Source organism: Psychromonas sp. CD1, from assembly GCF_002239585.1.
Lineage (GTDB): Bacteria > Pseudomonadota > Gammaproteobacteria > Enterobacterales > Psychromonadaceae > Psychromonas.
This window is the reverse complement of sequence record NZ_NDFH01000003.1, coordinates 1,039,351-1,052,982: the sequence shown is the minus strand read 5'-3', so window position 1 is coordinate 1,052,982 and position 13,632 is coordinate 1,039,351. Positions and strand designations below refer to the sequence as shown.

Below are 13,632 nucleotides of genomic sequence, written 5' to 3'. Positions count from 1 at the left end.
TATCAGTACTCCTGTCAGACAACATTGAAGTTGTCTTTCGATATTAAAGAAGAGATTTAATTATGATCATAAAACCAAAAATTAGAGGCTTTATTTGTACCACAACACATCCACTTGGTTGTGCTAAAAATGTGCAAGCACAAATTGAATATACAAAAAAACAGGGCAAAATAAAAAAGGGTCCTAAACGTGTATTGATCATAGGCTCATCTGCAGGATATGGTATGTCTTCTCGCATTGCAGCCGCTTATGGTTCTGATGCGTCAACAATCGGTGTTTTTTTTGAAAAACCTGCCACAGAGCGTAAAACGGGATCTGCGGGATGGTATAACAGTGCCGCTTTTGAAAAACAAGCGCATCAAGACGGTCTCTATGCAAAGAGTATTAATGGCGATGCATTTTCTCATGCAATGAAAGATAAAGTGATTGCTTTAATCAAAGAGGACTTAGGTCAAATTGATGCAATTATTTATTCGGTTGCAGCACCGGTACGTAAAATGCCTGATACGGGTGAAGTTATTCGTTCAAGTTTAAAACCCATTGGTGAAACCTATATCTCAACGGCGATTGATACTAATAAAGATATTATTATCGAAGCACAAGTAGAGCCTGCTTCAGAAGAAGAAATTGCGAATACAGTTACCGTGATGGGTGGACAAGATTGGGAATTGTGGCTGAGTGCTTTAGGAGATGCTGGCGTGCTAGCTACCGGCGTTAAAACGATTGCTTACTCTTATATTGGTACTGAATTAACTTGGCCAATATATTGGAATGGAGCATTAGGCAAAGCTAAAGTTGATTTAGATCGTGCGTCAACTGCGATTCAAGCTCAGCTTACACCTTTAGCGGGCGAAGCGTATGTTTCTGTACAAAAAAGTGTAGTAACACAAGCAAGTTCAGCGATTCCTGTTATGCCTTTATACATTTCAATGGTATTTAAAATAATGAAAGAAAAAGGTTTACATGAAGGTTGTATGGAACAAATCTACCGCTTATTTACAACGCAATTGTATCGCGATGATAGTGCATCAGTAACAACTGATGAAACACGCCGTTTACGTCTTGATGATTGGGAGCTACGTGAAGATGTACAGCAACAGTGCAAAAAATTATGGCCATTAATTACAACTGAAAATCTGTTCGACTTGACTGATTATAAAGAGTACAAAGAAGAATTTTTACGTTTGTTTGGATTTGCGATTGAAGGTATCGATTATAGTGTTGATGTGGATACTATTGTTGATTTCGATTGTTTAAGCATTTAACTCTTTCAAATGTTACTTAATAAGAAAAAAACCACCTAGAGTGGTTTTTTATTTATTTTTAAGCATTTGAAATATAAATGATAAAACTAAGAAGTTTTAGTTGCATCTTGTGTGTAAATTATTAAAATAGACACCTAAATCGGTATGTAGCGCAGCTTGGTAGCGCACTGCTCTGGGGGAGCAGGGGTCGTAGGTTCAAATCCTATCATACCGACCACAACCACCTTCTGGGTGGTTTTTTTACGTCCGAAATTCACTTTAAAGTATGCGTTATGCTAGTAGTTACGGTGTTGTTAGGTATTTTGTGATATTACTACATCCTGTACTCATGTGTATATTGAGTGATATATTGGAAAATCATTTAGAGAAAAGACAAAAAAATAACCCCCAAAGAACCTATTTTTTTTATTTTTCCTCCTTAATCCCAAAGTACATTTCATCCATTTATATGATTAACATCAATTACAGATGACACCATCTGTTCCCTACCGCTATAAGGGTTACCAGAAAGGAGCCAGGGTGAAAAAGTCAATTATTAGCAATATTACAACAATAGATCTATATCCAAATGCATCTACAAGTTTACAAAGAAAAGAATCTGGTGTGCCAATTGTACGCAAGGGTTTACACGTAGAATCTTATAACGACTTTGATCCCTTACGTCATGTTATTGTGGGTATTGCGGATAATCAACATATTCCAGAAGCCTGTCCTGCAAGTAATGAAAAAATCCCGGCGGGTTCACCTATGCGAGGTGGTAAAGCGGGTCGAAGAACGCAAGAATCGATAGATATTGCGAACGAATGCCTTAATGATTTTGCAAAATTATTAGAAGCCCGCAATATTATTGTAGATAGACCAGGTGCGGTCGATTGGCATGAACGTATTATAACGCCTGACTTTACTATTAGTTCTGGTTTTGGCGTGATGCCTCCTCGAGATTGTTTATTAACTATGGGAAAAACCATGTTAATGGCACCGATGAGTTTTCGTAGTCGTTATTTTGAATATTTGGCATATGTTGATTTACTTCGTGAATACTTTGAGTCAGATCCTAACTGCTTAATAGAGCAAGCTCCACGACCTCGTTTATCTGATGAAAGTTTCAGAATGGATTATGTGGCCGCTTATGAGTTTTTATCTGATGAAGAAACGATGGAGCGCTCATTACGTAAAGAATATAGTACGAAAGAAACGGATATTTTATTTGATGCTGCCGATGTAATGCGTTTAGGTAAAGATGTGTTTGTTCAGCACGGTTTAACGACTAATCTTGCTGGGATTCATTGGTTAAAACGTAAGTATGAAGCTCAAGGTTACCGTATTCATACATTAAGTTTTGAAGATAATCATCCAATTCATATTGATGCGACCTTCTGCCCATTACGTCCAGGTTTAATGTTACTTAATCCAAATCGTCCATTATTTAAAGGACAACGTGAAATTTTCGAAAAAAATGATTGGGAAATAGTAGAAGCAGTTAAACCATCTTGGGAGAATCCACCTGCATTATGTTATTCCAGTACTTGGTTATCGATGAATACTTTAATCTTAGATCATAAAACGGTTTGTGTTGAAGCCACAGAAACAGCGCAAATGGAACAATTTGATAAGCTAGGTTTTGATGTTATCCCTGTTGCAATGCGTGATGCTTATGCCTTTGGCGGAGGATTGCATTGTGCTACTGCTGATGTATGGAGAGAAGGAACTTGTGAAGACTATTTCCCTAATCAGTTCTCAGGTACACACAACGTAGATCATTGGGAATATTAATAAATATTTAAATAGAAAAGGCTTCTGAAGAAGCCTTTTTCTATTTTATTTTCAACCTCTGTGATCTGTGTATATCAAAATGTTTTTTATCGCCTTATTTAATTAAGATTATGAGTCATTCAGGCTGATGTTAATTAAATAATTATTCATTCTTTAATTAAAACAAAAAATATATCACCCAAATTTTATTGCAGACAAGAAAATAAAAATACTTACAAAATATTAGACAGTAGATGTTGGTCTTATTGTTAATTTATTATCGTGTTTTTTATCGTTTAGCTATAAGGGTACTAGTAACACGTAGTAGAGGAAAATGAGTGGATCAGTAAACAAAGACAAAAAAGGAAATAATCATGAGCACGAAAACATTAGGTTATTTAACTATGATTGCCTCCGCTATATTAATGGGATGTGTCGGTATTTTTTCTAGAAATATAAATATCAGTGGAGATGTAATTGCTTTTACGCGAATGTTTGTAGGTGGAATCTGTGTATTAGGTATGGTTTGTTATCAAGGTAATATGAAGTTAATAAAAAAAACAAAATTAACGCCATCAGTGATAGCCAGTGGTGTTTGTTTAGGGCTCTGCCTCGCCGCTTATGTATCTGCAACACAATATACATCGCTTGCTAATGCTGTTTTTTTAGTTTATACCGGACCTGTCTTTTCTACTATTTTAGCAACTATTTTTCTTAAAGAAAAAATATCGCCCGTTACTGCTGCCTTATTAGGTGCGGTTTTTATTGGCTGTCTACTGATTATCGGCATTATAAAATATGATGCAATTAATGGTTTAAGTGCATCTCTCTCTTTTTCTAAAGAAACATTTAAAGGTGATATGTTAGGGCTCTTATCGGGTGTTGGTTATGGTCTCTATTTATTCTTTAGTCGCTATCGTACGGATATTCGTTCTGACTCTCGCTCTTTCTTTAATTTTTTATTTGGTGCTATAGCTATAGGCGTTTGTTTGATAGTAAACCCTCCCTCTTTTTCCAAAATGGACGTAAGTTCTTGGGTTTGGCTACTTTCAATGGGCTTCTTTATTGGTTTTTGTGCGCTGAGTTTACTTACGATTGCTGCAAAACACTTAAAAGCCGCGGAGCTTGCTTGTATCTCTTATCTTGAAACGGTTGTTGGTGCTGGTATTGGTATTTTGATGTATTCAGAAACATTATCTACGTTACAATGTATAGGTGGTGTTTTAGTAATTGTTGGTGGCATGGGTAAAATTGTCATTACTATTAGCAAAAAACGTATGGCGCTACGATACGCATAATCAGATGTTTATTTTGAACTCTATAGTACTTAGATTAATCGAAATGATTAACCGAGTTCAGGTTAATCATTTTATATCGTTATATTAATATTTCGATGCTATCGGTAGATGCCGAGACTTTGTTCAAAAAAGGTTGAATCATTTAATAAAATCAATGTTATCAATATTATTTATAATTGGCACAGATCGTTGTAGTCAACAGGAATAAATAACGTTCGAGTGTGAAAATACTCATGTAATGTCGGAGGCGTTAAATGAGTAATCTATAAATTGGGAACGTTTAATTGTTTTTGTAATTGCCCTTTAATCGATTTTCGACATTCGATGCCAATACGCATATCAATGTGTGTGTGACGGTACTCGCGAGGCGTAACATGCAATAGACTTTTAAATTTAGAATTAAAATTGGAAAGAGATAAAAATCCAACTTCTGCACCAATATAAGAGATTGACCAATCTGTACAGATTAGATATTTTGTTGCTTTTTTCACGCGCTTAGTAATTAGGTATTGGCGAAAGGTAATGCCAACATTTGCATGGAAGAAACGTGAAAAGGTACTATTTGCCATATATAACTTCTTGGCCACCGTGCTCACAGATAAAGATTCTGTTAAATTATTATTAATAAACTCTTTAACAAAATCTACTCTATCTTCTACTTTTTTTGTGTCTTGAAGGTGCGTTTGATTGTTCGATAAATAACAGCTAGGAGATATTTTGGATAATTTTTCAAAAACATTTAACACTGTGATAACGTGTTTAAATTCAAACGAGTTATCAATAGTATCTATGTCAGATTGAATGTTATTAATAGAGTCACCGATAAATAATGAGGAATTACGTGATTTTTTAAGCATGTTTTTGACGTGTTGAAATTGAATGCTATCAATAAAAGTTTGACCTAGTGCTTTTAATCTAAAAAATAAAATATCTCCATATTGAGTTGTACTGCTTTGTTTTTTTGTCGAGCTAAATTGAAAAGGAGTAAAGGGTGAAAGTAGTATTAATTGATTTTTATTTAACGCGTGTTGCGTGTTGGATAAATGTAATATGCATCCGGATTTTTTGGGGCGAATTAAAATATAATCACTATTATAATTCATGCATTGTGTTTCTTTTATCGGTTGTAGATCAAACATTAAAAAATCATAACTATTTGCTAATAGTTTCTTATTTGGCATGCCCACCTCCTCATTGGGTAATATTATATAAATATAAAGGGTTATTATGTACTGAACACAATAAACTCATGTGATAAATGAGAAGGAGATGGATGTTTTCTGCGTTTTAAAAAGAGTTGGTTTTTAATTTTTGATTTTTGTTTTTTAAAAAGAAAGAAAACATATGCTGTTTTAAGTATAAATATATGCGACTGATGAAGGTAAAATAAAATTATTTGGTCTATCGATACTTTTATATAATAACTACTTTTCAAATAGAGAAAAAATAGTAAGATTGTATTTATTGATTTTAAGGAATACTTTATATGCCCGTTTTATTATCACAAGAGCAACGATTAGAAGAAGTACGTAATGTTTTTAAAATACAAAGTGAGGCATTAGAGTCGCATAGGAAATCTTTAGGGAAAGAGTATTTATACGCGCTTGATTTAATAAAAAGATGCACAGGGCGCATTATTGTTTGTGGTATGGGTAAGTCAGGGCACATAGGAAAAAAGATCTCTGCTACGTTTGCTTCAGTCGGTACACCTTCTTTTTTTATGCACCCTGGTGAAGCGTTTCATGGTGATTTAGGAATGATCACTAAAGAGGATTTATTATTACTTATATCATACAGTGGTGAAACGGATGAGGTGCTAAAAATAATTCCGTCATTACAATATTTTGGGAATAAGATAATTTCTATTACCGGAGCAAAGGATTCCACACTGGCAAAAAATTCAGATGTAGTATTAGATGCTTATGTAAAAAAAGAGACTTGCCCAATAAATCTAGCACCAACGACATCTACTACTTTAACCTTAGTGATTGGAGATGCGCTATCTTCTGTTTTAACGTTAGAAAAGAATTTTACACCAATGGATTTTGCGCGTTTTCATCCTGGTGGTAGTTTAGGAAAGCGTTTACTTACTTTCGTGCGTAATGAGATGCGTCATGACAATTTACCTTTTGTAAAAACAGATACATTATTGACCGATATATTATTGGTCATGACACAAACACGGACTGGATTGGCTCTAGTTATGCAGGGGAATATACTTCAGGGCGTTATCACTGATGGTGATTTGCGTCGTTTTATGATTTCTGGGAAAAAAGTTAATGAGACAATTGCTCGTGATTTGATGAATAAAAATCCTTGTTTTATTTCGCCTAATGCACGTCTTTCGGAAGCAGAAGAGTTGATGCGTGAAAAACATATTAAATGGTTGATAGTGAGTGATAACGGAAATGACATTGAAGGTATTATTGAGTGGGGCCAATAATATAAGCTGCGCTAAAAACATCTTTTGCTAAACATGTTGATTATCGTTATTACCTCTCATTAATAATATCTTGGAGAGGTAATAACATAAATTTTAGGATCTGGTTAACAAATAAAGTTTTTATCTTATCTAGTTATAGATGTTGTATCTTAGTGTTTAAGCTCTATGGTGTTTAGTTGAGCTTGTAAACTAACGGCCATGGACGTTAGACCTAGCGCGTTATCTTGTAGCACTTTAACTACTTCAGATGCTGCATTACTGGACTGGTCATTCATAGATAAAACATTTTTATTTATCTCTTCTGATACTTGTTTCTGTGCTTCTGCAGCCGTAGCAATTTGTGAATTCATCGTATTAATTTCATTGATGGCGAGGCTAATTCGATGGAAGCTTTCCTTTGAGCTTTCAACATCATTTAATACGGTTGCAACTTGCTGAATATTTTGTTCCATTGCATCGACCGCACTATTAATACCTGAGTGTAGATTTTCTATCATATTGCGAATTTCACTTGTAGCATCTTGTGTTCTAGATGCTAAAGAGCGGACTTCATCGGCGACAACTGCAAACCCTCGACCCTGTTCACCCGCTCTTGCTGCTTCAATTGCCGCATTGAGTGCGAGTAAATTAGTTTGTTCTGCAATACTACTAATCGTGTCTGTTATTGTGCTTATTTTATTGCTTTCTTCTGCCAATCGGTTGATTACATTGGATGTTTGTTTTACTTCATCTGAAAGTTTGTTGATTGCGTTATATGCCACATTCACAATGTTGGCACCATTTTGTGAGTCTTCCGTTGCTTTTTTTGTTTCTTGAGATGCCGTTCTCGCATTGATGGATACTTCTTCAACAGATGTTAGCATCTCCAACATTGCGGTTGCGACTAAATGCGTTTCATTAGTTTGTTTTTCCAGACCTGTTTTCATATTCTGGCTGCTATTGGATACATTATCAGCCGATGTAATGAGCTCTTCGGTTGTTTCGATAAACTGACCAAAAATGGTACGTAAACGTGCTTGTAATAATTTTACGGCCATGGTCACTTTGCCTATTTCATCGTTACAATTTGTATTGATAATGTTGGTTAAATCGCCCCCTGCAATTAAACGCAGTTGTTGACGGATTAAGGTGATAGGCTTGAGCACCGAGCGGAAGGTGATTAACCATAAAAGAAGGATAAGGGCGCATAATACACCAATAATCACGTAGCCAATAAAATATTGGTTTTGGAGTGTATCGATATATTGTTGCAAGCTTTGTTGTTCCGCACTTAAACTTGGAATCGCATTTAATGTGGATAATTGTTCGTATAACACACTACCACTTTGATGTATGGCCACACTATATAAGGTAGCTAAAAGTACTATACCAATCAAAATTAGTCCAATTAGAGTGTTAATCTTATACGATATATTAATATCTCCCCATTTTATTTTATGTTTGATGGTTAAATTTTTATTACTGTTTAAATGCCGATAGAATTTTTCAGCTTCTTGAACTTGTTCTTTAGTTGGGATGCTACGTATCGATTGATAACCTGCTTTTAGTCCATTCTTATAGACAGGGATAACATATGCATCAACCCAATAAAAGCTACCATCTTTACATCGGTTTTTTACGAGACCTCGCCATTCTTCATTCTTTTTTATAGTTCCCCACAAATCGGAAAAAGCAGCTTCAGGCATATCTGGATGGCGAACAATATTATGGTTCTGGCCAATCAATTCACTTCGACTAAAGCCTGACATTTCTATAAAATCAGTATTAATGTACTCGATAACACCATTTATATCCGTAATGGAGACTAACGTGCTACCGGGTTTAAAATGCTTTTCATTATTATTAATAGGCTGATTGTTTTGCATTCTATTTCCTTTTCTATGGGGGCATTTGACCTCTTGCTACTTTTTTTTCAAATGTGGATGTATTACGTCAAATTAGTATGATCATTGGCCTTTTAATCGTGCTTGCCATTGTTGTTATTCTCTGGTCTTGGGGTAAACAGGCAGATTATCGACCTCTTGGTAATTATCAAACTGAGGAATTAATCAGCACGCTAGATTTTTTAGATAAAGAAAAAATCACCTATCAGTTGGAAGGTAACTCAGTACTGGTTGAAGCGGATCAGTATCAAAAAATAAAATTATTAATGACACGTGCAGGTCTAGCACAAGATAATAATAATGATAATGGTGATGATATATTATTACAGGATATGGGCTTTGGCGTCAGTCAACGCGTGGAAAGAGAGCGTCTTAAACTTAGTCGTGAGCGTCAGATAGCCGTTGCTATTATGTCGATGAAGAACATTACAAAGGCACAAGTTTTATTAGCTATCCCTAAACAAAGTGTGTTTGCCCGTAGGGAACGTAAAGCGAGTGCAACAGTCGTTATTACCACTTCAAAATATTATGTATTATCTGCACAAGAAATAGACTCTATTGTGGATATTGTTGCCTCATCAGTACAAGGTTTATCACCGAATAATGTGACGGTTAGTGATCAACGAGGACGTTTGCTACATTCTGGCAGTAAAAATAGTTTGTCTGCGCGAAGTAGTGCCGAATTTGCGTTAGAGCAAACTCGGGAAGATGAATATAAATCTAAAATAGATGCGATATTAATCCCTATTTTAGGGTTGGCAAATTACACCGCTGAAGTTGATTTAGCGATGGATTTCACCATAAAAGAAGAAACTCAAAAAATATATAATCCTAGTAAAAAATCTATTCGAAGTGAAATGCTGATAGAAACAAAGTCAACCAATTCTACTATTGGCAATATCCCAGGAGCATTAACAAATCAACCTCCAGTTGCATCATCTATTCCAGAAGAGTTCCGTAAAGATAATGGCGCAAATAAAGCTATCACGGGCAATTCACATAATGAAGAAACACGTAATTATGAAGTAGATACAACGGTCGTACACATTAAACATAAAGTGGGTACGATTGATCGGCTCACCGTTTCTGTTGCACTTGATTATATAGCTAAAACTAATGAAGCGGGTGAAGTAACTTATGTTCCGCGGCCTGTGGAAGAAGTTGATAATATTAGGCGCTTATTAGCGGGTGGCTTAGGTCTGAACAAAACTCGTGGAGATCTTCTTGAAATAGCTTCGTTACGTTTTAATAAAGTTGATTTAGATTTTGAACCAGAAATTGAGTTTTGGAAAACAGAAGTGTTCCAAGGCTATATACGTTTTGGTGGTAGCATATTAGTTATATTATTAACATTGCTACTAATTGTAAGACCTATTATGAAAAAATTACTTTATCCAGAGTCTTTAGAAAATGAAGAAGAGTATGATTTAGGTGGAGCAATTGGCGATCTTGGAAATGATAATTTACAATTATTAACCGAAGATGATGATGTGAGCATTGAATTTGATATTGGTGGTGGACACATTAAATTACCAAATTTACACAAAGATGAAGATTTATTAAAAGCGGTGCGCGCCCTCGTGGCGAATGAACCTGGCCTATCGGCACAAGTAATTAAAGAGTGGTTAGCTTCTGATGAGTAATAATGATGATAAAAGCGAAGACGTGAATGATGACTTTGATGTTTCTACATTAACCGGTGTTATTAAATCTGCATTATTAATGCTGAGCTTGACACCAGAAGACGCCGCGCAAATTTTTAGAAATTTAGAGCCAAAACAAGTACAAAAATTAGGCATGGAAATGGCAGCTTTAGATAATTCGTTGCAAGTACGTGTTGCAAGTGTGCATCGAGCCTTTATTAAAGATATTCAAAAACACAGTAATATCGGTTTAGACAGTGAAGACTTTGTTCGCGCATCTTTAATTGCAGCATTAGGTGAGGATAAAGCGGGTAATTTGGTGGATCAAATTATTTTAGGCAGTGGCTCTAAAGGGTTAGACTCATTGAAATGGATGGATGCACGTCAAGTTGCCTCTATTATTCAGAATGAGCATCCGCAGATTCAAACCATTGTATTATCCTATTTAGACCCGGATCAATCCGCTAAGATAATTGCTCAATTTCCTGAAAAAAATCGTTTAGATCTTATGATGCGTATTGCTGATTTGGAAGAAGTTCAACCAGCAGCGTTAGATGAGCTAAATGAAATTATGGAGAAACAGTTCGCAGGTCAAGCGGGCGCGCAATCGGCTAAAATGGGCGGAATGAAAGCGGCCGCGGATATTATGAACTATTTAGATACGGCAGTAGAAGGTCCTCTTATGGACTTGTTACGTGAAACAAACGAGGATATGAGTCAACAAATTCAAGATCTTATGTTTGTATTTGATAATTTGGTCGACTTGGATGATCGTGGAACACAAACGTTGTTACGTGAAATACCTAGTGATCAATTGCAAATGGCATTAAAAGGTGCGGATGATCAGCTAAAAGAGAAAATATTGAAAAACATGTCTAAACGCGCAGCTGAAATGCTTGAAGATGATTTAGAAGCGATGGGGCCTGTACGTATTAGTGAAGTAGAAAGCGCTCAGAAAGAGATACTCGCTATTGCACGGCGATTATCCGATGCGGGCGAGATAATGCTTGGTGGTTCGGGTGGAGATGAATTTTTATAATCGACAAAAGGTAGACAGACATGTCGGAGAATAACGATGAGTATTTACAATGGTCCTTACCGGATCTAGATAACGATGATAAAAATATAGAAAAATCAAAAAACACTTTATTTGGGAAACCTGCGGCTTGGTATCAAGGTAGACAAAACACTACTGAAGTTGATCAGGAAGATTTGGAGATACAACCTCAACCTTTAACACTCGATGATATTGAAGAAATTCGTCAATCTGCTTATGAAGATGGTTTCAAAGAGGGCCGAGAAGCTGGCATGGAGAAAGGCTTAGAAGAGGGCAAAAAGCAAGGTTTAGAAGAGGGTCAAAAGGAAGGTTTAGAACAAGGGCTAGAGCAAGGTTTAACGCAGGGTGAAGAACAAGTTAAAATTAAAGTAAAACAATGGGATACATTGCTAACTCGGTTACATAACCCGTTACAATTACTCGATGAAAATGTAGAGTATCAATTAGTGACATTAGCTCAACATCTCGCAGAGCAGATGTGTCGTGTCGAATTAAAAACGGATCCTAAAATTATACTACAAGCGTTAAAGCAAGCAATTGAAGCGTTACCAATTAGTGGGCAAACATTAAAAATATTATTACATCCCGAAGATTTACTGTTTGTACAACAAGTATATTCTGCGGAGGTCTGTTCAGATCGTGGTTGGGACCTTTATGCGGATCCTGCATTATTAAGGGGAGACTGCCAAATACAGAGTGAAACTTCGAGCATCGATTATGCCTTCAATACGCGAGTGGATCAGGTTTTAAAACAGTTCTTACAGAAAAATTATCAGCATATGCCTAAAAAAAATGACGATTCAAGCCTTTTAAATAATACACCAATGCCTACACAAGAAGAGATAGAAACAGAGTTAAGTGATAACGAAAATTCTGATCTCGATACGGATATATCATCGACAGAGAGTGATGGGACTAAGGAGTTATTAGGAAATCTAGATCATGAATAAATTAGGCCTACGCTTTGCACAATATAAAACAAGTGATTCAGTGATTAAACCAATCGTTTCAGGGAAACTTGTCCGTGTGGTGGGTTTGACACTTGAGGCAATTGGCTGTATTGCCGCGGTGGGGAGTCTATGTAAAGTTGAAAGCCAAGATGGTTTTATAGATGCTGAGGTTGTGGGTTTTTCTGGAGAACGTTTATTTTTAATGCCTAGTGAGCGTTTGACTGGGGTACTTCCTGGTGCCAAAGTTATTCCTCAAATGCATCAGCAGGGTATCCCTGTTGGTATGGAGTTATTAGGCAGAGTTCTCGATGGAATGGGTCGTCCGCTGGATGGAAAAGGGGACGTTCTTACAGCTGAAACTAGTTATTATAGCCCGCAGTGTATTAACCCCTTGAGTAGAAAAAAAATAAAAGAGCCCCTTGATGTCGGAATTAAAGCAATTAATGCTTTACTCACGGTAGGGCAAGGCCAACGTATGGGGTTATTTGCAGGCTCCGGAGTTGGTAAAAGTGTTTTGTTGGGAATGATGACTAGGGGAACAAATGCCGATGTTGTAGTGGTGGGGTTAATCGGTGAACGTGGACGAGAAGTTAAAGAATTTATTGAGGATATTTTAGGGGAAGAGGGACGTAAACGTGCAGTAGTGATAGCAGCACCTGCGGATGTTTCGCCATTAATGCGTCTCAAAGCTTGTGAAACATCATTAACCATTGCTGAATATTTTCGAGATCAAGGTTTAAATGTTTTATTGTTGATAGATTCATTAACACGTTTTGCACAAGCACAACGTGAAATTGCATTAGCTATCGGAGAGCCTCCTGCGACAAAAGGTTACCCACCCTCTGTTTTTGCAAAATTACCTGCATTAGTTGAACGTGCTGGTAATGGAAATGAAAATCAAGGCTCAATCAGTGCTTTTTTTACGGTATTAACTGAAGGCGATGATTTACAAGATCCCATCGCAGATGCTTCTCGGGCAATTTTAGATGGACATATTGTATTATCTCGAGAACTTGCGGATGCAGGACACTTTCCTGCGATTGATGTGAGTAAATCAATTAGCCGTGTTATGCCAATGGTAACGTCAGATGAGCATCAAACTCTCGCTCGTGTTTTAAAGCAAGCATATAATTTATATCAAGAAAATAAAGAGCTTATCACCATTGGTGCATATGTAAGAGGGAGTGATCCTCGTATTGATAAAGCGATTATTATACGGCCTAAATTGGATCATTTCTTGCAACAAGGAATGAAAGAGTGCATTAATTATAATGATTGTTTAACGCAACTTGCGACATTAACGCAAGAATTTGTTAATAGTTAGTAAAATAAGAGATGAAT

At 36.3% G+C, this 13,632-nt stretch carries 10 protein-coding genes and 1 tRNA gene; 9 read left to right on the top strand and 2 right to left on the bottom strand.

Going from position 1 to position 13,632, the window contains the following annotated elements:
* Positions 1-62: 62 nt before the first annotated feature.
* The 4 genes from fabV to B8W84_RS06345 all read left to right on the top strand — a co-directional run bounded on the left by fabV (position 63) and on the right by B8W84_RS06345 (position 4,315).
* Positions 63-1,265: an enoyl-ACP reductase FabV gene (fabV, locus tag B8W84_RS06360; RefSeq protein ID WP_094752434.1), complete on the top strand. Its 1,203-nt coding sequence runs from the start codon at positions 63-65 to the stop codon at positions 1,263-1,265.
* A gap of 140 nt (positions 1,266-1,405) precedes the next feature.
* Positions 1,406-1,482 (top strand) — tRNA-Pro (locus tag B8W84_RS06355).
* Between the two features lie 302 nt (positions 1,483-1,784).
* A complete protein-coding gene (locus B8W84_RS06350; protein WP_257797923.1) occupies positions 1,785-3,038 on the top strand; it encodes a serine/threonine protein kinase in 1,254 nt (417 codons plus the stop codon).
* A 353-nt stretch (positions 3,039-3,391) separates the two neighbouring features.
* Complete coding sequence (locus B8W84_RS06345) at positions 3,392-4,315, top strand: DMT family transporter (RefSeq protein ID WP_094752433.1); 924 nt, start codon at positions 3,392-3,394, stop codon at positions 4,313-4,315.
* A gap of 263 nt (positions 4,316-4,578) precedes the next feature.
* Here the strand turns inward: B8W84_RS06345 and B8W84_RS06340 are convergent, their stop codons facing one another.
* Positions 4,579-5,496 (bottom strand): helix-turn-helix domain-containing protein, encoded by a 918-nt coding sequence (locus B8W84_RS06340; protein ID WP_094752432.1) that lies wholly within the window; start codon positions 5,494-5,496, stop codon positions 4,579-4,581.
* A gap of 305 nt (positions 5,497-5,801) precedes the next feature.
* On the opposite strand from B8W84_RS06340, the gene B8W84_RS06335 reads away from it, so the two are divergent.
* The gene (locus tag B8W84_RS06335) at positions 5,802-6,758 is read left to right on the top strand and encodes a KpsF/GutQ family sugar-phosphate isomerase (RefSeq protein WP_094752431.1); all 957 of its coding nucleotides are present in this window, start codon (positions 5,802-5,804) and stop codon (positions 6,756-6,758) included.
* A gap of 149 nt (positions 6,759-6,907) precedes the next feature.
* On the opposite strand, the gene B8W84_RS06330 is transcribed toward B8W84_RS06335, so the two are convergent.
* On the bottom strand, positions 6,908-8,623 hold the full coding sequence (locus B8W84_RS06330; protein ID WP_094752430.1) for a methyl-accepting chemotaxis protein: 1,716 nt from the start codon (positions 8,621-8,623) through the stop codon (positions 6,908-6,910).
* 77 nt (positions 8,624-8,700) lie between these two features.
* On the opposite strand from B8W84_RS06330, the gene fliF reads away from it, so the two are divergent.
* The 4 genes from fliF to fliI are packed head-to-tail and all read left to right on the top strand — an operon-like array spanning position 8,701 to position 13,615.
* A complete protein-coding gene (fliF, locus tag B8W84_RS06325; protein ID WP_094752754.1) occupies positions 8,701-10,284 on the top strand; it encodes a flagellar basal-body MS-ring/collar protein FliF in 1,584 nt (527 codons plus the stop codon).
* On the top strand, positions 10,277-11,323 hold the full coding sequence (gene fliG, locus B8W84_RS06320) for a flagellar motor switch protein FliG (RefSeq protein WP_094752429.1): 1,047 nt from the start codon (positions 10,277-10,279) through the stop codon (positions 11,321-11,323). The genes fliF and fliG overlap by 8 nt, the downstream gene beginning before the upstream one ends.
* A 20-nt stretch (positions 11,324-11,343) precedes the next feature.
* Positions 11,344-12,291 carry a flagellar assembly protein FliH gene (fliH, locus tag B8W84_RS06315; protein ID WP_094752428.1) on the top strand — a complete coding sequence of 316 codons (948 nt, stop codon included), beginning with the start codon at positions 11,344-11,346 and terminating at the stop codon, positions 12,289-12,291.
* Positions 12,284-13,615: a flagellar protein export ATPase FliI gene (fliI, locus tag B8W84_RS06310; protein ID WP_094752427.1), complete on the top strand. Its 1,332-nt coding sequence runs from the start codon at positions 12,284-12,286 to the stop codon at positions 13,613-13,615. The genes fliH and fliI overlap by 8 nt, the downstream gene beginning before the upstream one ends.
* Positions 13,616-13,632: the final 17 nt, after the last annotated feature.